Annotated in this window: 13 protein-coding genes and 1 pseudogene; 10 read left to right on the top strand and 4 right to left on the bottom strand. The window is 41.2% G+C overall.

The genetic code is table 11. The features are described from left to right. Positions 1 to 781: 781 nt before the first annotated feature. From HWQ42_RS32035 to HWQ42_RS32005, 7 genes and pseudogenes are all read left to right on the top strand, one after another. Positions 782 to 1,045 (top strand): annotated as a pseudogene (locus tag HWQ42_RS32035) (hypothetical protein). Positions 1,046 to 1,437: 392 nt separating this feature from the next. Next, complete coding sequence (locus tag HWQ42_RS32030; protein WP_292819269.1) at positions 1,438 to 6,888, top strand: type I polyketide synthase; 5,451 nt, start codon at positions 1,438 to 1,440, stop codon at positions 6,886 to 6,888. Between the two features lie 131 nt (positions 6,889 to 7,019). After that, positions 7,020 to 8,747 carry an SDR family NAD(P)-dependent oxidoreductase gene (locus tag HWQ42_RS32025; RefSeq protein WP_292819267.1) on the top strand — a complete coding sequence of 576 codons (1,728 nt, stop codon included), beginning with the start codon at positions 7,020 to 7,022 and terminating at the stop codon, positions 8,745 to 8,747. Positions 8,748 to 8,905: 158 nt separating this feature from the next. After that, complete coding sequence (locus HWQ42_RS32020; protein WP_292819265.1) at positions 8,906 to 13,657, top strand: PfaB family protein; 4,752 nt, start codon at positions 8,906 to 8,908, stop codon at positions 13,655 to 13,657. 187 nt (positions 13,658 to 13,844) lie between these two features. Next, the gene (locus HWQ42_RS32015) at positions 13,845 to 15,521 is read left to right on the top strand and encodes a PfaD family polyunsaturated fatty acid/polyketide biosynthesis protein (protein WP_292819263.1); all 1,677 of its coding nucleotides are present in this window, start codon (positions 13,845 to 13,847) and stop codon (positions 15,519 to 15,521) included. 2 nt (positions 15,522 to 15,523) lie between these two features. Continuing rightward, positions 15,524 to 17,038, top strand: a complete 1,515-nt coding sequence (locus HWQ42_RS32010) for a thioester reductase domain-containing protein (protein WP_292819260.1) — start codon at positions 15,524 to 15,526, stop codon at positions 17,036 to 17,038. 562 nt (positions 17,039 to 17,600) lie between these two features. After that, positions 17,601 to 18,404 (top strand): SDR family oxidoreductase, encoded by an 804-nt coding sequence (locus HWQ42_RS32005; RefSeq protein WP_292737275.1) that lies wholly within the window; start codon positions 17,601 to 17,603, stop codon positions 18,402 to 18,404. An 83-nt stretch (positions 18,405 to 18,487) separates the two neighbouring features. Here HWQ42_RS32005 and hetI read toward each other — a convergent pair whose 3' ends face one another. After that, the gene (hetI, locus tag HWQ42_RS32000; RefSeq protein ID WP_292819257.1) at positions 18,488 to 19,207 is read right to left on the bottom strand and encodes a 4'-phosphopantetheinyl transferase HetI; all 720 of its coding nucleotides are present in this window, start codon (positions 19,205 to 19,207) and stop codon (positions 18,488 to 18,490) included. A gap of 494 nt (positions 19,208 to 19,701) precedes the next feature. On the opposite strand from hetI, the gene HWQ42_RS31995 reads away from it, so the two are divergent. Continuing rightward, complete coding sequence (locus HWQ42_RS31995; RefSeq protein WP_180277755.1) at positions 19,702 to 19,869, top strand: hypothetical protein; 168 nt, start codon at positions 19,702 to 19,704, stop codon at positions 19,867 to 19,869. A gap of 95 nt (positions 19,870 to 19,964) precedes the next feature. Here the strand turns inward: HWQ42_RS31995 and HWQ42_RS31990 are convergent, their stop codons facing one another. Then, positions 19,965 to 21,029: an alpha/beta fold hydrolase gene (locus tag HWQ42_RS31990; protein WP_292819254.1), complete on the bottom strand. Its 1,065-nt coding sequence runs from the start codon at positions 21,027 to 21,029 to the stop codon at positions 19,965 to 19,967. Between the two features lie 157 nt (positions 21,030 to 21,186). Here HWQ42_RS31990 and HWQ42_RS31985 point away from each other — a divergent pair, with 157 nt between their 5' ends. Beyond that, positions 21,187 to 21,933, top strand: coding sequence for a response regulator transcription factor (locus HWQ42_RS31985; RefSeq protein WP_094347548.1), 747 nt, complete (start codon positions 21,187 to 21,189; stop codon positions 21,931 to 21,933). 430 nt (positions 21,934 to 22,363) lie between these two features. Next, positions 22,364 to 22,810 (top strand): hypothetical protein, encoded by a 447-nt coding sequence (locus HWQ42_RS31980; RefSeq protein ID WP_292819251.1) that lies wholly within the window; start codon positions 22,364 to 22,366, stop codon positions 22,808 to 22,810. Between the two features lie 151 nt (positions 22,811 to 22,961). On the opposite strand, the gene HWQ42_RS31975 is transcribed toward HWQ42_RS31980, so the two are convergent. Further along, on the bottom strand, positions 22,962 to 23,804 hold the full coding sequence (locus tag HWQ42_RS31975) for a methyltransferase domain-containing protein (protein WP_292819248.1): 843 nt from the start codon (positions 23,802 to 23,804) through the stop codon (positions 22,962 to 22,964). A gap of 510 nt (positions 23,805 to 24,314) precedes the next feature. Further along, the gene (locus HWQ42_RS31970; protein WP_292819246.1) at positions 24,315 to 24,470 is read right to left on the bottom strand and encodes a hypothetical protein; all 156 of its coding nucleotides are present in this window, start codon (positions 24,468 to 24,470) and stop codon (positions 24,315 to 24,317) included. Between the last annotated feature and the right edge of the window lie 93 nt (positions 24,471 to 24,563).

Raw genomic sequence — 24,563 nt, 5'->3', positions numbered from 1 at the left:
TCTCCGACACGGAGAGGGGTTGGGGGAGAGGTCAAATAAGACTTGTCGAACTCACATTTACTTAAGCTATTAGCCCTGTAATTGATTGCGATCGGGTCAGTTGGTAGATGAGATACCAAATCTGAACTTTGCTTCGGTTTATTTTTTACTTAAGATTCATTTAACCCATATTATGTTTATCAAGCAACATACTTAAAATTAATATTTGCTTTATAAATAACCAATTTGCTTCTTAACTTGACTTATATTAAAAAATAACCAACAACTTTGACTCAGTTATGATTTTTTTTGGAAAAACAATACTTATAGTTATTGGTTTTATCTATGTATTCATTGAATTGTTACTTACTAGACAACAAATTTTTAGTATTAACTTAATCAAGAGAATATTTATGTTTAACCCGTAGATAACAAAATTCCTAACATGTTTTTGTAGTTATAAATTATACTTTTGTGCTGAACTTTATTCAAAATTTATATCAGTAAGAGTATATGGCTATTTATAAAATAACTTTAAAGGAATGATTTAGTTTCTGTAAAGTATGTTAGTGTTTTTAGTAATTCAATGCTTTAAAGTGGTTATACAAACTAGTTATTTAATTGATATTTTTAAATTAAAAATAACTAAAGATAACTACGTTGTCATTACCTAGCGATCATTTAATTACTTTTTCAACTTGCATAAACTCGGATTAAAGGTGGTGTCTTTTCTGTAACGAATTTGTCAACTTTACTGGGTCAAATACCATAAAATATATTATCCCGGACGTTGAAACTAGCTATGACATTGATTGAGATACAGAACGTTGTTATTAACACCAGCTATGTTGCTGTGTTTAGGCTAGATAATCAAACGGTTTCGGATGAAAAAAACATTTCTGTTTCCTTAGCTACTCCTCAGTTTTCCTCGCTCCAGTAGGATACCATTGCTCAAAATCTCTACTATTACAAATGAATTGAATTCACTGGTCAAGCAGCTATTACACTCCAAGAGTATTTTACCAGTTTTAACAACGTCATCGACCGTACCAATTTTAGATTTTAGATTTTAGATTTTTTTGGTTCTTCCTCCACCGATTGTGGGTGAAACAAATCTAAAAGACGCTCGTAACTAGCTCTTTACGAGACACTGCGCGAAGGATTACTCACTAACGCAAATCTAAAATCCAAAATTGGTTGAACTATTGCCACAATATCAAGAGTCTAGCGTTGGATAACATTTTTCGCGATGTCTACAACGGGCTACGCCTAGTGTGCCAAATTCGCCTATAAATCTAAGGCTTTATGAGGGCAGTATGTGTCGTGTGGTGTCAATTTGGAGAAAAGCATTTAGCACAGATAGGATAGCTAGCTGCTTTACAAGACGAGAGATTTTCATTATTTAGTAGGCAACAGAAATTACTGTAGCTACACAATCCACAGTACTAACTATGCCCTATGTCTGCTTATTCAATTGATACTGCCTTAGCGGAGTTAGAAAGCCTTATCAATAATTGTGAAAAGGCTGTGATGAGGTCTATAGAGGAAAAAAACATGAAGTCAGATAAATCAGATAAATCAGTGTCAATTAACAGAATTAACAGACAATTACAACACAATCCGATAGCCATTGTTGGGATGGCTTCTCTATTGCCTAAAGCCAGAAATTTACGGGAATACTGGCAAAATATTGTAAACAAAATTGACTGTATTACTGATGTTCCTTCCACTCATTGGAGTGTTGAAGATTATTACGATCCGAATCCCAGAACTCCTGAAGATAAAACCTACTGTAAAAGAGGCGGGTTTATTCCAGAGGTAGATTTTAACCCGATGGAATTCGGCATACCACCCAGCATTTTAGAAGTCACAGATGTATCGCAACTATTAAGTTTAGTGGTTGCGAAAGAGGCGATGGAAGATGCTGGTTATGGCGAAAAACGTGAGTTTAACCGCGAGATGGTTGGGGTAATCTTAGGCGTGGCGATGGCCAAGCAATTAGGAATGCCACTTTCGGCGAGATTGGAATATCCAATTTGGGAAAAAGCACTCAAAAGCAGTGGTTTATCCGATGAAGATACCCAAAAAATCGTTGATAAAATCAAAAGCGCTTATGTGAAATGGGATGAGAATGCTTTCCCAGGAATGTTAGCTAACGTAGTCGCGGGTAGAATTGCCAATCGCCTAAATTTTGGCGGGATGAATTGCGTAGTTGACGCGGCTTGCGCTAGTTCCTTTGGTGCTTTAAAAATGGCAATCAGCGAACTAGTTGAGCATCGTTCTGACATGATGCTGACTGGTGGTGTTGATACCGATAACACCATCATGGCTTACATCTCATTTAGCAAAACACCGGCTGTTACTCCCAGTGAAAATGTCAAACCTTTCGATGCTAAATCTGATGGGATGATGCTGGGTGAAGGTATTGGGATGATTGTCCTCAAACGGTTAGAAGATGCGGAACGGGACAACGATAAAATATATGCCGTAATTAAAGGTATTGGTACTTCCAGCGATGGGCGTTACAAGAGCATTTATGCTCCGCGCAAAGAAGGCCAAGTTAAAGCCTTAGAACGTGCTTATGAAGATGCCGGTTTGTCTCCCGCTACTGTTGGTTTGATGGAAGCACATGGCACCGGTACAATGGCTGGAGATCCGACAGAATTCGGTTCTTTAAAAGACTTCTTTGATGTACATGATGACAAAAAGCAGCACATCGCTTTGGGTAGTGTGAAATCACAAATCGGACACACAAAAGCGGCTGCGGGTGCGGCGAGTTTGATTAAAACTGCTTTGGCTTTACATCACAAAGTATTACCGCCGACAATTAACATCACCGAGCCAAATCCCAAACTCAACATTAAAAATTCATCCTTTTATTTGAATACCGAAACCAGACCTTGGATTCGTCCAGAAGGGGAAGCACCAAGACGTGCGGGTGTAAGTTCTTTTGGATTTGGCGGAACCAACTATCATGTCGTTTTGGAAGAATATGAAGCCGATCAAAATGACGCTTACCGCTTACACAGTGGTGCTAGTGAAGTGCTGTTGTTTGCTCCCACAGTAGAGCAATTGTTGAGCAAATCGGAAGAGATTTTAGGTAAGTTGCGTTCACCTGAAGCACCCACACATTACTCACAATTAGTCAATGAGTGCAAATCACAACAGATTCCCCTCTCTGCTCCCCGATTTGGGTTTGTAGCTGAAAATCTCGAAGAAGCTTGCAAGTTTCTGCAAACTAGCATTGACTGGCTAAAACTCAAAGGGTCAGCAGCATCTTGGGAGCATCCCCAAGGGATTTATTATCGCGCCTCTGGTATGGAGTTGGGCGGAAAAGTTGTCTCTCTATTTTCTGGTCAAGGTTCGCAATACCTGGAGATGGGACGCGAACTGGTGATGAATTTTCCTTTGATGCGGCGTCTTCATGGTTATATGGATAGCCTGTTAATCAAAGATAATTTACAGCCGTTGTCAGAAATCGTTTTTCCTCATCCTGTGTTTGGAGAGGCAGAAAAAAATGTCCAAATTGCTGCCTTACAACGCACAGAATACGCTCAACCAGCCATCGGGGTGTTGAGTGCAGGGATGTACAGCATACTGCAACAAGCTGGATTTAAGTCAGATTTTGTTGCGGGGCATAGCTTTGGTGAACTAACAGCGCTATGGGCTGCGGGGGTTTTGAGTACAGAAGATTACTTGTTCTTAGTGAAAGCTAGGGGTCAAGCAATGGCTGCACCCGAAGATCCGGATCATGATGCGGGAAGTATGCTGGCTGTCAAAGAAGATATCAGCAAAGTGGAAGCAGTGTTGAAGCAGTTTCCCCAAGTTGCGATCGCTAATCAAAATTCTCCGACTCAATTTGTCTTGGCTGGGCCAACCGCAGAAATTGCAAAAGTCCGTCAGATTTTGCACGATAAAGGATATACGGCTGTATTGTTACCTGTTTCCGCAGCATTCCATACACCGCTAATCGCCTTTGCTCAGAAATCCTTTGCGATCGCCACCAAGTCTGTCAAATTCCAAAGTCCGAAAATCCCTGTTTACAGCAACGTTACCAGTAAGCAGTATCCCAAGGAAGCCCAAGGTATTCAAAAGATTCTGGAAACGCACCTTTCTAATTCAGTGCTGTTTAAGCAGGAAATTGAAAATATCTATGCGGCGGGTGGTACTTGCTTTGTGGAATTTGGACCGAGGAGAATTCTTAGCAACTTGGTGAAAGAGATTCTTGGCGATCGCCCACATATTACCGTATCTTTGAACCCCAGCACTCAAAAGAATAGCGATCGCTCTTTGCGGGAAGCAGTTGTGCAATTGCGTGTGATTGGTTTGGCTTTGAATAACCTTGATCCTTACCAACTTCCCCAAACCATCCCCCCAATTGAGACGAAGAAGACATTAAATGTCCGTCTAAACGGCATCAACTACAGATCCGAAAAAACGAAAAATGCCTTCGCTCTAGCTTTGCAGGATGGGCATAAAGTCACATTACCCACTCCCGAAGCTTCTGAAACTGCGGCTCCTTTATTTAGCAGCCCCGGTGTAACTCCACCTGTAGCAGTGATAGAGACTAACGGACATAAAAAACTTACCCCAGCAATGAACGGTGTGACTGCCACTATCATCACCCAGCCAGAGCAACAGATGAATCCTGTTACCCTGTCACAACCAGTCCAGGAATCTAAGATGCAACCAACACCAGAAAAACTTACAAATTACGAACAACTTTTAGCAAGTTTAGAATATCTCCTGACACAGTTCCAGGAAAATCAAGCCGAGAATTTACAAGTTCACGGTACTTATCTCAACCATCAAATGGAATACGCTAAAGCGTTTTTCCAACTGATGCAGCAGCAGAATTCCTTGTTGAGTGAAAGTAAATCAACAGCCGAAACTGCCAAAATGAAGCTAGTTGTCATGGAAAGCTTAGAGCGCAGCATGATGCAGTTTCACTCCCAACAAGGTGAAACTCTACGCATCCATGAGCAATATCTTCAAGAGCAACTGGAATATACTAAGAGCTTTTTCCAACTCATCCAGCAAGAGTATTCTCAAATCATCTCAGGTGAGGGAGCAACTCAACTAACAGAGAAACTCAGCAATTTCACTCCGTTCACCACAGAAACAACTGTTACTGATGCACCCGTACCTGCTACTACCAAGATAGTAGAAAGCCAGCCTTTGCCTGTAATTGAGCCTGTAGCTAAAAATGGCTTAAATGTTACCCAAGCACCTCTCCCGGCTGCTGTAGAGCCTGTAGTTGAAACTCCTGTATCCCCAGCAATCGAGACGCGATCAATCGCGTCTCTACTACCCACACCGCACTTCGCCACTGTCGAGACAGTAGAGCCTGTAGTCGCGCCACCAGCACCAGTTGTAGAACCCCAAGCCGAGGTTGTAGTCAAAATTAGCTCACCTCCAGCTAACGAAGTTGTTGCATTCACCCCAGAACCAGCACCCACAAATGCTGCACCTGTATCTGGCGCAACTATCGATATTGTTGACTTGGATAAAAATCTCTTAGCCATCACCAGCGACAAGACCGGCTACCCAGTCGAAATGCTGGAAATGGATATGGACATGGAGGCTGACTTAGGAATTGACTCCATCAAACGGGTGGAAATCTTGGGGGCGCTACAAGAAATGTACCCCAACCTACCCAAGCCCAATTTAGAAGAACTGTCAGAAAAACGCACCATCGGTGAAGTTGTAGAGTATCTGCAATCTCACGCTTCTAAAAGTGTTTCGGTAGAAATTGCAATTCACGAAGTACAACCATCTGCCGAGATTCCAGTAGAAGCTGCACCAGTCGTTGAGGTAGTCATTGCACCGGAACCAAGCATAGTTGTCGCATTCACCCCAGAACCAGAAGCTGCTCCCGCTACAAGCGATGAATTTGCAAACTTAGGTGAAACCCTGTTAGCCATCACCAGCGATAAAACTGGTTATCCAGTCGAGATGCTGGAACTGGAAATGGACATGGAGGCTGATTTAGGGATTGACTCGATTAAACGGGTAGAAATTTTAGGGGCGATGCAAGAAATGTACCCCAACTTACCCAAACCGAATATTGAAGAACTCGGAGACCTCCGCACCATCGGTCAAATAGTTGATTACCTACAGCAGTTAGCTGGAGGTGAAAAAAAAAAGTCTGAACCTGAGTTTGTCCAACAGCAGCCACCGGAATTAGAGCATAATATCCAGCGCCATCTCGTCAAACTCAGAAGTCTACCACAGCCCGATTATTTGGATTTCACCTTACCAGAGGGACACATCGGTTTAATCACCGATGATGGTTCCCTCACCACTTATAAATTAGCTGAATCCCTAATCGAGAAAGGCTGGAAAGTAGTAGTTATCAGCTTCCCCCAATCGCTCATCGCTCAACAAGCGCCCTTACCCACAGGAGTAACCCGCGTTACCTTAGCAAACTTAAGTGAAGAACATCTTCAACAACAATTGCAAGCGATCGCATCTCACTGCGGAACGATTGGGACCTTCATCCATCTCCATCCAATGTTTGTAGGAAATCACACCGGGAGTATTTCTTATAACGAATCAGAAAAGGCGATCGTCAAGCACGTATTTTTGATGGCGAAACACCTTAAACCGTCCCTCAACGAAGCCGCAAAGAATGGACGTAGTTGTTTCTGCACAGTTGCTCATCTCGATGGAGCCTTCGGCTTAGAGTACAAAATCAACTTCGGTGCGATCGGCGCTGGTTTATTTGGATTAACCAAAACTCTCAGATGGGAATGGCCAAAAGTATTTACTCGTGCGATCGACTTAAGTCCCAGACTTGATGCTAAACAGTCAGTACAAAACATCATCGCCGAACTTCACGACCCCAACCTTTATATAAGTGAAGTTGGCTACGGCTCACAAGGACGAGTCACCATTATCGCCGATTAATCTCCTCTCTCTGCGTTCTTTGCGTCTCTGTGGTTCGTTTAAAAAAAACCGCAGAGGCGCAGAGGACACAGAGAAAGAGATAAGAAACAACTTCTCTTAATTACGAATTACTAATTAATATCAGAGGATTTATGACACAAACAGCCCAGCTTAGTCCATCATCTGTCTTTGTCGTGAGCGGCGGTGCAAAAGGGATTACGGCTGAGTGTACTATCAGATTAGCCCAACAGCAACCCTGCAAATTCATCCTCCTTGGTCGCTCCGAACTATTAGAAACCGAGCCAGATTATGCTCAAAATTCTGATGAATCCGCATTGAAAAAATGCATCATGGAAAATCTTCTTTCTCAAGGAGAGAAGCCTACACCCATGAACGTGCAAAAAATATATAACAAAATTACCTCCAGCCGCGAGATTAAAAAGACACTAGCAGCAATTGAAAAAACCGGAGCTAAAGCCGAATATATCAGCGTCGATGTCACAGATACGCCAGCTTTACAAGAAAAACTTGCCACTGCTGTGCAACATCTTGGCCCAATTACCGGAATCATCCACGGCGCTGGAAACTTAGCTGATAAGTTAATTGAAAAGAAAACAGAACAAGATTTTGAAAAAGTTTACACCGCCAAAGTTCAAGGCTTAGAAAACCTTCTAAATTGCGTTAACCCTAATCAACTTCAGCATTTAGTTTTGTTTTCTTCCGTAACAGGCTTTTACGGAAATCCCGGACAATCTGATTATGCGATCGCAAATGAAATTCTGAACAAATCGGCCCATATATTTAAGCAAAGTTATCCTTCATGTCATGTAGTCGCTATCAACTGGGGCGCTTGGGATAGTGGAATGGTGACAGCAGAATTAAAGAAAGTGTTTCGAGAGCGAAAAATCGAAATAATTCCCGTTGCAGTTGGGGCACAAATGCTCGTGAAAGAAATGGATAATACCAATCACGCAACCGCACAAGTTGTTATTGGTAGTCCACTAGTTCCACAGGCTACAGAGTTAGATTCAGAACTACGAACCTATCGTATGCGTCGCCAAATGACGTTGGAAGCTAATCCCTTTTTACACGATCATACTATTGCTGGTTCTCCAGTTTTACCAGCAACTTGTGCAATGACATGGATGATCAATACCTGTGAACAACTTTATCCAGGTTACAAATTGTTCCATCACCAAAATTTTAAAATTTTGAAGGGGATTACTTTCAATGAATCCTTAGCAAAGGAACATATTTTAGAAATAGAAGAAATTTCCAAGGTTAGCTTTGAAAACGTCGAAGTTAAAGCAACAATCTTAAGTAAAAACCCAGAAGGAAAAATTCATTATCATTTTAGCGCTCAACTCAATCTCCAGCAAAAAATCCCCATTGCTCATCCTTATGAATCAATTAATCTTGAAGAAGATAACATCATCACCACTACAGGAAAAGCTTTTTACCAAAATGGAGGAGCTACATTATTTCATGGCCCTGCTTTTCAGGAAGTCACAAAAGTCTTAAACATCAGCCCTGAAAAAATCACTACAGAATGTCTTTGGCAAGAAATTAGCGACAAGCAACAAGGACAATTTCCAGTGCAATGGATCAATCCTTATACGATTGACTTGAGTATGCACGCATTATGGATTTGGACACAGCACTTTCATCAAGAAGCTTGTTTACCTGGTAGGGTAGAAAAATATGAACAGTTTGTAGCTACACCACATAACAAACCTTTTTACGTTTCGTGTGAAGTGAAAGCGAAAACAGCAACTAGTGTAATTGCTGATTTTATCATACATGACCGTCAAGGACAAATATATTCGCGGATGCTCGGTGCCCACGCAATTATTTGGTCGATGAAATTACTCAGAAGCTAATAGTTTTCCAGAAATTGTCATTTCTACTTTGCGTTTTGGCGTGAGCTTTTTCTTTACCACTCAACAGCTAAATTGCCTCTTTTAAAGTTTGGGGAACAGCGTAAATCCTGCCTTTTAATTATCTCTTGCCTAATACCCAAACATTGAGGATACAAGTAGTGGAAAAAATAGCTATTATCGGATTATCATGTCTATTTCCAGATGCGAAAAACCCTGAAGAATTTTGGCAAAATATTGTTGCTCAAAAAGATTCCAGATCGTCTGCAACTGTCGAGGAAATCGGAGTAGACCCAACAATTTTTCACAATTCAGTTAAAGGTACACTAGATAAAACCTATTCTCTCAAAGGCGGATACATCCGTAACTTTCAGTTTGACTCTGCTGAATACAATCTACCATCAGAAATTGTTGGTGGTTTAGATAATACCTTTAAATGGTCGTTGTATGCTGCTAAACAAGCAATTGTGCATAGTGGTTATTGGGGTAATCAAACTGTTCTCTCAAAATGTGGTGTAATTTTAGGTAATCTTTCGCTTCCGACGAAATTATCTAATCAATTATTCTCTCCAATTTACCAGCAAGCTATTAATCCTGCTGTCAGAGAACTTTTGCAGGATGAAGACTTTGATTTAGCTACTCTCTCAACTGCAACTAAAGCGTCTTTGTACAATGCCCTGATATCTGGCTTACCAGCATCTATCATTGCTCAAGCTCTATCTTTATCCCAGATTAATTTATGTCTGGATGCTGCTTGTGCGTCATCATTTTATGCGATTAAACTAGCATCTCATTACTTATGGTCACACAAAGCTGATGCCATGTTAGCTGGAGCCATCAGTTGTGCAGATTCCCTCTTCGTGCGGATGTTATTTTCCGGTGTTCAAGGGTATCCAGAAAACGGTATCAGCCTTCCCTTAGATAAATCCTCTAGAGGGCTAATTCCCGCCGATGGTGTTGGGATGGTAATGCTGAAGAGATATTCTGATGCCGTTAGAGATGGCGATAATATTCTTGCCACTATCTGCGGTAACGGACTCTCGAATGATGGTAAAGGTAAACATTTATTGAGTCCGAATCCTAAAGGGCAAGTTTTAGCTTTTGAGCGAGCCTATAATGAGGCAAAGTTGAGTCCCAAAACCATTGATTATTTAGAGTGTCACGCCACTGGCACATTGCTAGGAGATACAACCGAATTCACTTCCATAGAAACATTCTTTGGTCAAAATAAAGCTGTGCCTCTGGTGGGTTCTGCTAAGGCAAATACAGGTCACTTGTTAACTGCTGCCGGCATGGTTGGCTTGACTAAAGTGATTTTGAGTATGTCTCATGGTGTAATCCCAGCAACCATGAATGTTTCGGAACCTTTAATTTCAGAAAATGGTACAATTTCTGCCGATAAAATTGTTAGAACAGCTACAGCATGGCCTAATAATAATGCATCAATTAAACGGGCAGCTATTAGCGCTTTTGGTTTTGGCGGCACTAATTCTCATCTGATTTTAGAACAAGGAACTATAGCAGAATCAGTTGAATCAACTCCACCTGTTCCACCTACCAAAGTTGCCATTGTTGGCATGGATGCTTTTTTTGGTAACTGCAATGGTTTAGATGCTTTTGAACGCAGCATTTATGATGGAACGCAGCATTTTACTTCTCTACCGCCTCAAAGATGGCACGGTATAGAAAATCAAGAAAGTATCCTGAAAGAGTACGGTTTAGCAGATGGAAAAGCGCCAGTTGGGGCATATATCAAAGATTTTGAAATCGATACTTTATCGTGCAAAATCCCACCGAATGAAATCGAAAAGTTAAACCCACAACAATTGTTGCTCCTGAAGGTTAGCGATCGCGCCGTGAAAGATGCGAAACTACAGGAAGGCGGCAATGTGGCTGTGATTGTTGCTGCCGAGACAGAATTCTCTGTGCATCAGCTACAGCAAAGATGGAATCTATCTTGGCAAGTTAAGGATGGCTTACTCAACCAAGGAATTTCTCTCCCTGCCCAACAGCTTGCACAACTGGAAACCATTGTCAAAGATAGCATTCACCAACCAGTAGAAATCGGCGAATATGTAAGTCACATCGCCAACATCATGGCGAGTCGGATTTCGGCTTTGTGGAATTTCACTGGTCCTGCATTCACCGTCAGCGCTGGCGAAAATTCCGCCCTCAAAGCGTTGGAAGTTGCCCAAATGCTACTCGCTACGGGAGAAGTTGATGCAGTCGTTGTTGGTGCAGTAGATTTAGCCGGTGGTGTGGAAAATGTCTTGTTCCGCAGCCAATTTGCCCCGATTAATACGGGTGTTAATACCTTGGGTTATGACCAGCAAGCTAATGGCTGGACAGTTGGCGAAGGTGCGGGTGCAGTTGTCCTCAAGCGTTACGAAGCTGCTAAAGAAGATAATGAACGCATCTATGCAGTAATTGATGCCATGAGTTTCGCACAAGGTAATTCTACTTTGAGTGACGCTTTGGTAAAACCTGATGCTTCAGCTATCAGCAATGTCTGCAAACAAGCTTTCGAGATGGCAGATATTCAGCCCACAGAGGTTAACTATGTGGAAGTCTTCGGTAGTGGCGTTCCCCAGGAAGATGAAGCCGAAATCACAGGTTTACTGCAAGCTTATCCGAAAGTGGGCAATGGTTTGCATTGTGCATTAGGCAGCGTCAAAGCCAATATCGGCCACACCTATACAGCATCGGGAATTGCTAGTTTAATTAAAACCGCTCTCTGTCTTTATTACAGGTATATTCCCGCCACTCCTAAATGGTCTGGTGTCAAAACATCGCAAGTATGGGAAGGTAGTCCTTTCTATGTGGCGATGGAATCAAGACCTTGGTTTGTCGATAAAGGCGGTACACGCAGAATAGCAGCAATTAATAGTATGGGTATAGATGGCAGTTACGCCCATTTAATCTTATCGGAGGAACCCAGCCAAGAGGAGCGCGACAACAGATATTTGCAACAAATGCCTTTTCATCTGTTTCCCATCGCAGTTAGCGATCGCTCCACTATACCCGATATCCTAAACCATCTCCAGAAATCCATCGAAGCTAGTTCTTCTTTATCAGCTACCGCTAGCGAGACATTTGCCACCTTTGAGCAGCAATCTGATGCAAAATACGTCTTATCAATCACAGGACGTAACACAAAAGATTTACTCAAAGAAATTGAATCTGCCCGCAAAGGTGTAAATAATGCTTTTGAAAACGGCACAGATTGGCAAACACCACTCGGCAGTTATTTCACAGCGAAACCATTGGGTAAAACTGGAGCGGTTGCTTATGTTTATCCCGCAGCAGTCAATTCTTATATTGGCATTGGTCGGACTGTTTTTCGTTTATTTCCGAAAGTCTTCGAGGACTTAAAAAGTAACAATCTCTACAACCGCGCTGCCGATGTTGAAAAATTGGTTTATCCCAGAAGTTTACCTAAATTGACAACCAGGCAACTAGAAACACTCGAAAAGCAATTGTTAGATGATTCACTGGCAATGTTTGAAAGTGAAATCGCTTTTGCTAGATACATGACGGCAATTTTCCGAGATGATTTTAAAGTCAAGCCGCAATCTGTATTTGGGTATAGCTTGGGTGAAACTAGCATGATGGTTGCCCAAGGAGTTTGGAGTGATTTTGAGGGTGGAAGTAATACCTTAAATTCATCGCCTCTATTTGGTGATAAATTATCTGGGCCGAAAAATGCTGTGCGTGAATATTGGGGATTAACCGATTCACCAAACAACAATTTTTGGAATACCTATGTTCTCATGGCGACTCCATCGCAAGTTAGAGAATGCCTGAAACAAGAGAATCGCGTCTACTTAACTCAAATCAACACACCAGAAGAAGTATTAATTGCTGGTGAAGATGCCGCCTGTAAGCGAGTGATTCAAACTCTAAATTGCAATTTTTTCCCCGCTCCCTTCGACCATGTGATACATTGTGAGGCGATGCGATCGCAGTACGAGGAAATCAAGAAGGTAAACAGCTTACCATCGCAAACTCTTCCCGGTATTGTGTTTTATTCAGCCGCCGACTATCAACCGATTGTACTTGAAAGTGATACCATCGCTCACAACATCGCCAAAGGATTGTGCCAAGAACTTGATTTTCCGCAATTAGTTAATCGTGTCTACGGTGATGGAGTCAGAATATTTTTAGAAGCGGGCGCTGGTAGTGTCTGTTCACGATGGATTGACAAAATTCTCGGCAACAAAGAACATATCACAGTCTCTCTAAATCGTAGAGGGATGGATGATCATGCTTCGATGGTCAAAGCATTAGCAAAACTACTCAGTCATCAGGTGAACGTAGATTTATCACCACTGTATAGCAAAGCCCAAGACACTGCTAATTCAAATAAAGCAACATTGAGAACAGTTACCTTGGGTGGGAAAGCGATCGCAGCTACAATTTTGAGCGAAGAAAATCGCAAACTTGTTGAAGATTTCGCTGGGGATCTTAGAAGCGATCGCTTTAAAATACAGCATCCAGATATACCTAATGTCCAACAATCTGACATCACAGATTATCTTAACACTTCTAACCAAATAACCCAAGAAGAAAATTACTCCCCTAACATCTTGCCTCAGCTAGAAGAAGTAAAACCGAAAAATATCATTGATAACGTTTTTGAAATGAGAGAACAATTACAATCTTCTGAGTCAAGCGCAATTAGACAGCCAATTTCTTTTTCTTCGCGACCCGTCATAACTCGAAAAATTAGTAGCATCATCAGCATGTTCGATTTAAATAAGACCCAGTATCAAAAGCTCAATGCTAATAATTCAAAGATAACTAAAGCACACACTGCCTTCTTACAAGCTAGACAAGATTACAGTCAGCAAATGAGCGAAATCATTCAATTGCAACTAGCTTGCGCCCAAAACTTGCTTAACGACGAATCTTAATATCTCATACCAATTCTCTCTAAACTTTCTCTTCCTTCGCGGTTCGTTTAAAGATTATCATGTGCATCTCCCAGAGAATTGGTATTACTCTCTTACTCTGTGCCCTCTGCGCCTCTGCGGTTCGTTAACAGAGTCTACACCCTTCAACTTTAATCATCCATTGTTTGTAATCCGAGGGATAACTACCGTGACAACCGTAGATACGGTACTAAGTAAACACGATAATGGTCTTAACTTCTCCGCTTGGTCTCATAACAAAAACCAGGTTTGGAAAGGTTCTTTAGAAACTGTATCTTTCGAAAAACAAACCATCAAAGATAAATTGATGGTGTTAAATAAACCCTGCTACATCGTGAAAGTTGCCGGAAAAATCGGTGTCACTAATGAGGGTTATTTATCCCCTGGTGATAATGGCACAACAGCACAAGTAGAACTGCTAACATTTGCAGCACCAATCCGCATTCAACAATTTGGAGATCCCAATTTTCTCTCCTCTCATGGAGTGAAATATGCCTACGTTACCGGCGCAATGGCTGGCGGAATTGCTTCCGAAGAAATGGTCATTGCACTCGGAAAAGAGCAAATTTTAAGTTCTTTTGGTGCAGGTGGTTTAACTCCAGAACGTTTGGAAGCAGCCATAAATCGCATTCAACAAGCCTTACCTCAAGGGCCCTACGCATTTAATCTAATCCACAGCCCCAACGAACCTGCGACTGAACGCCGGGCTGTAGATTTATATCTCAAATATCAAGTGAGAACAGTAGAAGCCTCTGCATTTCTCGACTTGACCCCCAACATTGTTTATTACCGTGTTGCTGGATTGGCATTAAATAGCGCCAATCAAATTGAAATCAAAAATAAAATCATTGCCAAAATTTCTCGCCGAGAAGTTGCGACTAAATTTCTGCAACCAGCACCAGCCAGAATAGTCAAAGAACTTCTTGAACAAGGGTTAATTACTGAGTTACAAGCAACCCTTGCAGCCAAAGTTCCAATGGCTGATGATATTACCGTCGAGGCTGATTCTGGAGGACATACAGATAATCGTCCTCTGGTTTGTGTGTTACCTTCTATTATTGCCTTGCGGGATGAAATTCAAGCACAATATCATTACCAAACACCGATTAGAATTGGTGTAGCAGGGGGAATTGGCACACCACAATCAGCATTAGCAGCTTTCATGATGGGTGCTGCTTATATAATGACTGGCTCAATCAATCAGTCATGTGTTGAATCTGGGGCTTGTGAACATACCAAAAAGTTATTAGCCCAAGCAGAAATGGCTGATATGATTATGGCCCCAGCAGCAGATATGTTTGAAATGGGAGTCAAATTGCAAGTTCTCAAACGGGGTACAATGTTCCCCATGCGAGCGCAGAAATTATTTGAACTCTACCGCGCTTATGATTCCATTGAAAGCATCCCCCTTGCAGAAAGAGAGAAATTAGAAAAACAAGTTTTTCGCAAAACTATTGCCGAAGTATGGGAAGGAACTGCGGCTTATTTGTCCCAAAAGAATCCTGAGAAACTTGGGAAAGCAGTCAATAATCCTAAACTGAAAATGGCGTTGATTTTCCGCTGGTATTTAGGATTATCTTCTCGCTGGTCTAGTTCTGGTGAAAAAGGTAGAGAAGTCGATTATCAAATTTGGTGTGGCCCGGCAATGGGCGGTTTCAATGACTGGGTACGCGGTTCTTACCTGTCTGAACCAAATAATCGTGGTGTAGTTGATGTTGCTAATCAAATTATGACTGGTGCAGCCTTTTTGTACCGTGTCCAAAATTTGAAAATTCAAGGGCTGCAAGCTTCCGATTATTACAGTCAGTATCACCCTGTTCGTTCTACATCATTGTTGGAGATTTAAAAATGACTATAAAACAGTCTTTCACAGCAGAAGATATTCAAATATTTTTGGTATCTAACTTAGCTAAGTTGCTAGAAGTAGCAACTGATGAAATAGATGTCAAAGAACATTTAGAAAACTATGGGTTGGATTCAGCCCAAGCAATGATTCTAGTAAGTAACTTAGAAAAGTTGCTCGGATTTCAACCCTCTCCATTGCTTCTGTGGCATTACCCAAATATTGAAGCTCTTTCACAGCGTTTAGCTGAAGAAGTGCAAGAAGGTTCACCGATTCAAGAAACAGGGGCAGCATCCTCTAATGCCAACGCTGCACCCTCTGTTCTAGATTTAGGTGCTGAGGCTGTTCTTGACCCCACCATCCATCCCGGCGCTGCATCTAATGTAGCTATAGGTGAACCCAAGAACATCTTTTTAACTGGAGGAACAGGCTTTTTAGGAGCTTTTATCATCCGGGAATTGCTACAAGAAACTAATGCGGATATCTATTGCTTAGTACGTGCTGCTAATGCCGAAGAAGGCAAAAGCAAACTCCAAAAGAATCTGGAACAGTATGCAATTTGGCAGGAAGAATTTACCTCCAGAATTATTCCGATTGTCGGCGATTTATCTCAACCATTGTTAGGTATTGGTTCGGAAAAGTTTCAAGTCTTAGCTGGCAATATTGATACCATCTATCATAGTGCTGCTTTGTTGAATTATGTTTTTCCATACTCAGCACTGAAAACAGCCAATGTTTTAGGCACTCAAGAAGTTTTGAGATTAGCTTGTCAAATTAAAGTCAAGCCTGTACATTACGTTTCCAGTGTTGCTGTTTTTGAATCCACTGCTTATGCTGGCAAGGTTGTCAAAGAGCAGGATGAATTCAATCATTGGGAAGGCATTTATCTTGGTTACTCACAAACAAAATGGGTAGCTGAAAAGTTAGTCAAAATTGCCCGTGACCGTGGACTTCCTGTAACTATTCACAGACCACCACTGATTTCAGGTGATAGCAAAACAGGCATTTGTAACACACATGACTTTATCAACTTGATGACCAAGGGCTGTCTACAAATGGGATATTTCCCTGATGTAGATTATATGTTGGATATGTCACCTGTGGATTATGTAAGTAAAGCCATTGTTTATCTATCACGCCAAAAAGAATCCATAGGTAAAGCTTTCAATTTACAACATCCCCAACCTGCTGCTTTAAAAATGCTAGTTGAGTGGATACGCTCTTTTGGTTATTCAGTTGAAATGATTCCCTATGAAAAATGGCAATCAGAGTTAATCAATAATGTCACTTCTTCTGACAATCCTTTATACACTCTGCGACCATTTTTACTGGAACGTTGGTCTGATGAACAACTGACTATTCCTGATTTGTATTTACAAGCTAGAAGACCCCATATTAGCTGCCAAGATACTCTTCATGCATTGGCAGGTAGTTCTATTGCTTGTCCTCCCATTGACTCTCAATTGTTTATGACTTATACTGCCTACTTGATTCAAAGCGGCTTCTTAAATATCGCTTAGTAATTCACAACTTGCGTAGGATGTGTTAGGAGCGTAACGCACCGTCCCGGATAGTTTCGGTGCGTTACGGAAGCCGTAACACAGCCTACAAAATAATTTTATTTACTCCATGTTTTTTAAAACTCAGTACTACTGAACAGCCAATATTTCAGATGCCAGCAACAACTCATACACTAACAGCGGCAATCTAATTGCCCTGTTTTTTTATGCTCAATCATGTAAATTTTTAGTATTCACCCCTTGACAGAAGCAATTGAGGATAGAATGGTTAATGTCGGGCATAAAAGTTTGATTTTACCCGCTGGCTTTTGTGAGTGATCAAAAGCCAAATGCTAGCAGTCTGAAATAACCGAACTCCTTTAAGTCCTAACTTCTTCGATGCATAAGTCCTAAATTTGCGTTTGGACTGCTATATGTATCCAATGCATTACATAAGCATTTGAAAGGGTAATAACTCAAGATATTTCTTGTAGGTTGAGATATTACGCGTACTTAATTGTAGAGCGAGAATCACTGTAAATGCAACGCAGCTTCATCAAATTGAATTCACCAATATTCTTAAATGAACACAACACATCAAAGACAGAGCAAACAAACTGCTCTTATTACCGGGGCAGCCGGTGGAATTGGCTACGAATTAGCATGTATTTTTGCTGCTCATGATTACAATTTGGTATTAGTAGACAGGAACGGGCCAAAGCTTGTAGAAATTGCAGTTCAATTCCAAAAAAAGTTTGGAATTTTTGTCAAAACTATTGTTAAGGATTTATCTATATCAACTGCTCCTGAAGAAATTTTCACGGAGTTGCAAAAAGCCGATATTAATGTTGATGTGCTGGTAAATAATGCTGGATTTGGTATCTATGGATTATTTCACGAAACAGACCTAGCTACTGAATTGGAAATGCTACAGGTAAATTTGGTGTGTCTGACCCATTTAACTAAGCTATTCGTGAAGCACATGGTCAAGCAAGGTGAAGGTAAGATATTAAACGTCGCCTCGGCTGCTGCCTTTCAACCTGGGCCTTTGATGGCGGTTTATTTTGCTACTAAAGCTTATATCTTATCTTTTTCGGAAGCGATCGCTAATGAATTAGAAGGTACTGGTGTCACTGTGACAGTTCTTTGCCCAGGCTCAACCGCATCTGCCTTTCATGAAAGAACGGGAATGGCTGACTCTAAGTTGCTCAAGGGTAAGAGGATGATGGATGCACGAACAGTAGCTGAAGTTGGTTTTCGTGCCTTAATGAAGGGTCAAACCATTGTCATTCCTGGTTTACTCAATGCAATACTTGCAAAAAGCGTCAGATTTGTACCTAGAAACTTAGTGACAAAAATTGTGCGAAATATGCAGGAGGATAAGTAAGCTGGTTGTCATTTGTCATTAGTCATTGGTCATTTGTCCGCAATATCTCTCTTGTTTCACCCAGGAGATGAGCTTAGTCAACATCAGTATTGCCAACACTTCAAATCCCAGCCAAAATTCTCTACCGCAACAGCAGCAACATAATTGTTAGCGGGTACTAGTTCAAAAAGACTCCAGTCTTCAGTTATCTCTAACTTGGCTGGTTCTGTGGGAGTCAGCGATACTTCAACTTGCTCTAACTGGGATAGTCCGTCTCCAGTTGCTTTTAAATAAGCTTCCTTACAAGTCCAATAACGGAAAAATATCTCCTGCTGTTGGTTGGGAGATAGCGATCGCAACATCTCATATTCTCTCGGTAAAAAGAACCGTTTGGCAAGAGCTTCAATATCAGACATCGGGCGAATATATTCTAGGTCTACACCAATTGGGCGAGTACAATTCACCGCACACAAACCCAACCCTTGGGAGTGAGACAAGTTAAACTCCAGTCCACTATCAGCAAATTTATCTGCTAATACTGGTTTGCCACGCTGCTGATAATTAAACTGAACTTGTAAAGGCTGGATACCCAAATAGCTACCTAATATAGTTCGCAGAATACCACGACCAGCGATAAAACGCTGCCGATGTTCCTGAAAATAGAACCGTTCAGCACGAGCCGTTTCGTCACTGGAAAGAGTTGCTGCTAAACTTTGCAGTTTTGTTTCCGGTTGGTCAAGGTCTATGCACCAGACATGAATCTCATCCGGTAGCAAAGTTAAAGCTGTCGGTGCAGGTAGCCAAATATCATTAGAAGCGGTCATTGAGTTAAAAAGTCAAGGGAGTTGTACTTTAATAGTTTGTTTAATTACGACGATTATTATGGGTGGATCTGGTTTAACGCTTTAGCATTACTATATACAACTACGCGTGTTTTTCCTAGAATCTGCCATAGGTATTGTTAGATATTAACTCTAGCTGTAAACATAAATACAGGTAGCCGCGATCGCTTTTGCCAGCTAAATATTATAATTTATTACTCTAGATGTACGCTCCTCAACTACACGTTAAATCCCCTGAGAGAGAATACTTTAAAATTATTGACAGAGAATCGCAAATTTTATTTTGGCTACAACATTAGCTATTACAGTATTGCTCAAAGGGACTACAACCAATGTCTGCAAGTGTTCTGAAGTAGATATCTCTTTAGTAGTAAATAATTTTTTTCAGAAAGTGTTAAATCTGGAACAAAAAACCCTTGCCAAAGCTTGTTAAAAACCTATTACAAGTACTTTTTTGTAGAACATAGTGAGGATGAATGATTATAAATTTGGAGTACTTTGCCTTCTTTATATTGCTACTAGCAGCGCTGCTATTAGCAATTAGGCAAATGAGCGTTGCTTTGGATGAGTTAGATATTGCGCGTTTTACTCTCTGGACAGGTATTGCTTCTGTTCTTGCTGGTTTACCAATGATATTGTGGTAGCATTCTGGGTCAATGCCATCCTCTCTATTTTGGGCTTCCAAGCAATACGACTCGATCTGTCGAGTATCCTAGCAACTAGAATATCGTCTCCCTTATTACTCTGTTCGCTGTTGCTCTAACCATTGTAAAACCCGATTCCATGCCCACCAAAGATCAGAATCCTTTACTTGACGCTGACACTCTTTACTACTCAAATAGCCAACATGACCGCCGTATTGAGTGAGTAACAAATCTATTGCGGAATTGCGATCGCACGCTTCTTCTAATTCCGGTATGATACTTGGGTCAAAAAGTGGGTCATCGGCAGCATATAAAATCAAAGTCGGTTTTGAGATTTGCGGCAATATTTGTAAAGCACTACTAGCTTGGTAATATGCTTCCACAGAAGGAAAACCTAGTTGCTTAATTACAAGTTCATTGTCAAAACCCCAAATGCTATTCGCCCGTTCAATCGCTTCTGGGTCAAGGCTTCCAGGATGGGCATCATGAATCCGCCACGCCAGTTTTTTTAAATTTTGGGCAATCCCTGCTTCCAAATATCTGCCAAAGGGCTTTGTAACCAGATAAGATAGCGATCGCTGTGAATCCAAACTTGGACAAATCACCATACCACCGCCAATATCGCTATTTTCTAGCCCTAAATCTCCATACTCCCTAATCACCTCACCAGCCACCTTCACTGCCCATAGCGCCAATTGTCCTCCTAAAGAAAACCCTGTAAACCAAAATTTTCCCGGACATCCCATTGCCTTAGCAGCGGCGGCGATACGAACAAAATCTTCCCCCTCATACAAACCATCAGAGGTGAGAGTCGGCGATAATTCGGCAGTTCTCCCGTGGGCACGCCAATCAAATAACACCACAGCATATCCTTGAGCATAGGCTTTACGTCCTAGCACTCTCAAAAACCATTCTGTTTTTAATTCTCCGGTAATGCCATAAGTACCGATAATCGTGCTGTGAGCATTTTCCGGGATAGCAACCAAGCCAAAAATTGGCACACGTTGGGCACCAACAAAGATTTTCTCGTGATAAGACGGTTCTGGGTCTTTAGTAGTACTTTGCCAGTTACGTTTTCCCCACAAAGCGGTGTATACAGTCATCATTACACCGTTTTGTAAAAACCAAGACGGATTGTAGGGGGGAGTATAACACATCATAGACTATAAGATTTCATGTAATTGAGTCTTGATTTCACAGTCATTTAATCTTAATATTTATGTAAGATTTAAAAACTTTTTTAGAATCGATTCCAAAATCTTTGTATCTATCAAAGGTTGTTAATTATCCTTAATAAGTAGTAATAATTTTTTAAGAATGCCGAGGATTCTTGTCATAGACGATGACCCAGCGATTTCAGAACTAGTTGCCGTCAACTTGGAAATGGCTGGCTACGATGTTAGTCAAGCTGAAGACGGCATCAAAGGTCAAGCGCTGGCTCTCCAGCTACAACCAGACTTGATCATGCTCGATTTAATGTTGCCCAGAGTAGATGGGTTCACCGTTTGCCAACGCCTGCGCCGCGACGATCGCACCTCTGAGATTCCCGTGTTAATGTTGACGGCTTTGAGCCAAACTCAGGACAAGGTGGAAGGCTTTAATGCTGGCGCAGATGACTACCTCACCAAACCTTTTGAAGTTGAAGAACTGCTGGCGCGGGTGCGGGCACTTTTGCGGCGGACTGACCGGATTCCCCAAGCCGCAAAGCATAGTGAGATTCTCAACTATGGCTCATTGACCCTGGTTCCCGAAAGATTTGAGGCAATATGGTTCAATGAGACGGTGAAATTGACTCACTTGGAATTTGAGCTACTTCACTGCTTGCTGCAACGCCACGGTCAAACAGTTTCTCCCAGCGAAATCCTCAGAGAAGTTTGGGGCTACGATCCTGATGATGACATAGAAACGATTCGAGTCCATATTCGCCACTTGAGAACCAAGCTAGAACCCGATCCTCGTCATCCCCGCTATATCAAAACAGTCTATGGTGCTGGATACTGTCTTGAATTACCCGGTATACCTCCATCTTCTAATGAAGGGGCTTCGGTAACAGTTGTTGAATAAAATCACGCTAAATTACCTTATCTAAGCTATCACTTAGGCAATAACTCCCTGTAACTCTTATTCCTTACCGCTTAGTTAAGGTTATTGGTAGGATTTAGTAGTATGTAGAGATGTTGCAATACAACGTCTCTACAAGCGCATCCGTAAGATTTTAATAAAAGCATTTTTTGTCAATGAGTTAAAATACTCAAATTAAGCTTAGTGAAAATGATAATCGTGTGATGGATAGGAAGAGGATGTGATTTTCAGTCACACTTCTCTGGCTCTTTTTGATTATCATTATTTTCAAAGTCTTTGACAGCTTAAATATTATATGAAAAAGTTCTGAAAAAGTATTGTAACGACAGAATAACTTTGTCAAAAATAAGCTTCATTCTCCGGTAAATTCAATTATCAAACTGAAACACGTGAAAAATTGGAGTTAATAAGAATGCGCTTTTTTATAAAAGGTTATTTGGTGAGTATGTTGGCTGGAGTCATAAGCTTAGTGGCGAACCAAGCTTTGGCAGTAACGGGGCCAGGAGCTACTATGAAGAATTCTTTTCCTAAAGACAATTCATGTTTAAGCACTTCGAGTTATGGGGGAATTATTAATAACTGTAGTTACAGTGTTCAAGCCGTAGGAACTCTGCAACTGTCAACAGGTTCTCACCCAACGTCAATCTCTATTTATGGGAATAATAGCTCGTGTCAAACACTTTCGATTAATGGTGTTGGAAACGCAGCCTTCGTTGGTCCTATAATTTATACTACTTCTGGGCCAAAAGTTTGGCAAACCCTGAACCTTGGCAACCTTTATGTCTATGAGGGCACAGGTCCAATCTTTTCGTGTTCGCTCGAAGCTGGTGGGATTATAGGCAATTTTACAGCACAGTAAGGTTCGCGAAAGCATTTGAAGTTTTTGCCTACATAATATACGCATGATTGAAAGCTGTTGGGCAGTGGCAGTCATTGATGAGGGGTAATTGGACTTTAATTTCTTAAATTGTAGTGCGATCGCGCTGTGTTGAAACAGCGCGGTCTTGTTTCTACTTATTCCCGCACAATAAACCAAACCGAACTAACCCGCGCTCATAACCGCGACGCATCAATCCCAGCGATAATGCTCCTTGAATGGTAGTCCAACCGGCATTGAGTAAGCCCCAAAGTGCTTGGGGAGTAAATGCCGAATCAATGACTACATTCCAAAAGGGGGCGACGGCGGTTGACCAATCGGCGGTGCGAATATTGTTTAATGGAAGTTGACGTGCGATCGCTTCATACTCTGGTAAAGAAATCACATAAGGCAAACAATACACCCGATAAATATCCTGCAAATGCTTTTCCTCATCCGCCGTCAGTGGTAAGTTATCAGTCGGTCGATGACACCAAGTCACCATAATTAACTTCCCACCAGGTTTCAATACCCGATAACATTCCTGGAGAAACTTAGTTTTATCTGGCATGTGTTCGCCGCTTTCTAGCGACCAAACCAAATCAAAAGAATTATCAGCAAAGGGCATTGCTTGAGCATTGGCGACCTGAAACTGAGTTCTCAGACCCAAATTCGCTTCTGTTGCGCGTTCCGTTGCTCTCGCAGCTTGCACAGGACTCAAAGTAATTCCTGTAGCTTTAGCATTAAACTTTTCTGCCAGGTATAAAGAACTGCCACCAATGCCACAACCCACATCGAGGATATTTTCTGCTGCTTGTACCCCCGCCCAATTGAGCAGTTCCTCGATTAAATCAATTTGAGCTTGACGGCGGTCTTTTTTCTGGCTGCCATCGACACCATAGTAGCCGTGGTGCATGTGTTCGCCCCAAATCTGTTCCCACAGACCAGAGGAAGCATCGTAGAACTGCTGAATTTGCTGGTAAAGTGTTGCACTCATGAAAAAAGTAGTATTGAGACGAAGTAGAATTCAAAAAAACATACAGGTAGAAATTATAATAAATGCTCATTTAATGCTCAAATACTATAATTTAAGTAATAAATTACCATTGATAGATATAAATTATTACTAATTGTCAATGCTCAATATATGCTCACACACTACTCATCTCGTATAAACTCCAAGTAATACTTCAAGTCTATCTCATACCTTACCATACAAGGATTCTAGCCATTTTTAGTGCTATGGCACTTATTTTTAACTCCGAGTAGATTTCATTATTCCCTTGCCAGTACTAGGTTATGGAGCATTTTAGGCATTAATCAAAGTATCGTGAGAGTCATTATCACTTGCAATTGAGAATGAGTAGAAAAGTAGTACAAAAATATTATTTTTATTTCTATCCTTTATCTTCTGAAAACTCCAAGTACTACTCCAAGTATTTTGAAAATATGCACAAAAAAAGGACTCTATTTAGAGTCCTTGCTATTAACTAAGCTTTTGAGTTATCTATTCCCCCAACAAATACATCACCTCTTCTAGCTTTTGTTTAGCTATGTAGAGATTGAGAAGCTTTTGTTGTTCCCATGACAATGGAGAATGAAAACGTCTACCTTCCATCGTGATTTTGATAAGCGCTGCTTGTTCATCAGTTGGAGAATTCATTTGATCGAGTGCAGCACCGATATTTTGGAAAGCTTCAAAACTTAGGGACTTCCAAAGAATAAATTATTCCAAGAAAAACAAGAAATATGTTTT

It is taken from the genome of Nostoc sp. JL23 (genome assembly GCF_017115065.1).
GTDB classification, from domain to species: Bacteria; Cyanobacteriota; Cyanobacteriia; order Cyanobacteriales; family Nostocaceae; genus Nostoc; species Nostoc punctiforme_A.
The sequence above is the reverse complement of the archived record's forward strand: the minus strand, read 5'-3'. Positions and strand labels throughout refer to the sequence as shown.

Excerpts from the sequence above, each read along its gene's own strand:
- HWQ42_RS31975 (WP_292819248.1), bottom strand. The coding sequence starts at position 23,804 with ATGAGTGCAACACTTTACCAGCAAATTCAGCAGTTCTACGATGCTTCC.
- HWQ42_RS31990 (WP_292819254.1), bottom strand. The coding sequence starts at position 21,029 with ATGATGTGTTATACTCCCCCCTACAATCCGTCTTGGTTTTTACAAAAC.
- HWQ42_RS32010 (WP_292819260.1), top strand. The coding sequence starts at position 15,524 with ATGACTATAAAACAGTCTTTCACAGCAGAAGATATTCAAATATTTTTG.
- HWQ42_RS31985 (WP_094347548.1), top strand. The coding sequence starts at position 21,187 with ATGCCGAGGATTCTTGTCATAGACGATGACCCAGCGATTTCAGAACTA.
- HWQ42_RS32030 (WP_292819269.1), top strand. The coding sequence starts at position 1,438 with ATGTCTGCTTATTCAATTGATACTGCCTTAGCGGAGTTAGAAAGCCTT.
- HWQ42_RS32005 (WP_292737275.1), top strand. The coding sequence starts at position 17,601 with ATGAACACAACACATCAAAGACAGAGCAAACAAACTGCTCTTATTACC.
- HWQ42_RS31970 (WP_292819246.1), bottom strand. The coding sequence starts at position 24,470 with ATGAATTCTCCAACTGATGAACAAGCAGCGCTTATCAAAATCACGATG.
- HWQ42_RS32025 (WP_292819267.1), top strand. The coding sequence starts at position 7,020 with ATGACACAAACAGCCCAGCTTAGTCCATCATCTGTCTTTGTCGTGAGC.
- hetI (WP_292819257.1), bottom strand. The coding sequence starts at position 19,207 with ATGACCGCTTCTAATGATATTTGGCTACCTGCACCGACAGCTTTAACT.
- HWQ42_RS31980 (WP_292819251.1), top strand. The coding sequence starts at position 22,364 with ATGCGCTTTTTTATAAAAGGTTATTTGGTGAGTATGTTGGCTGGAGTC.
- HWQ42_RS31995 (WP_180277755.1), top strand. The coding sequence starts at position 19,702 with ATGATTATAAATTTGGAGTACTTTGCCTTCTTTATATTGCTACTAGCA.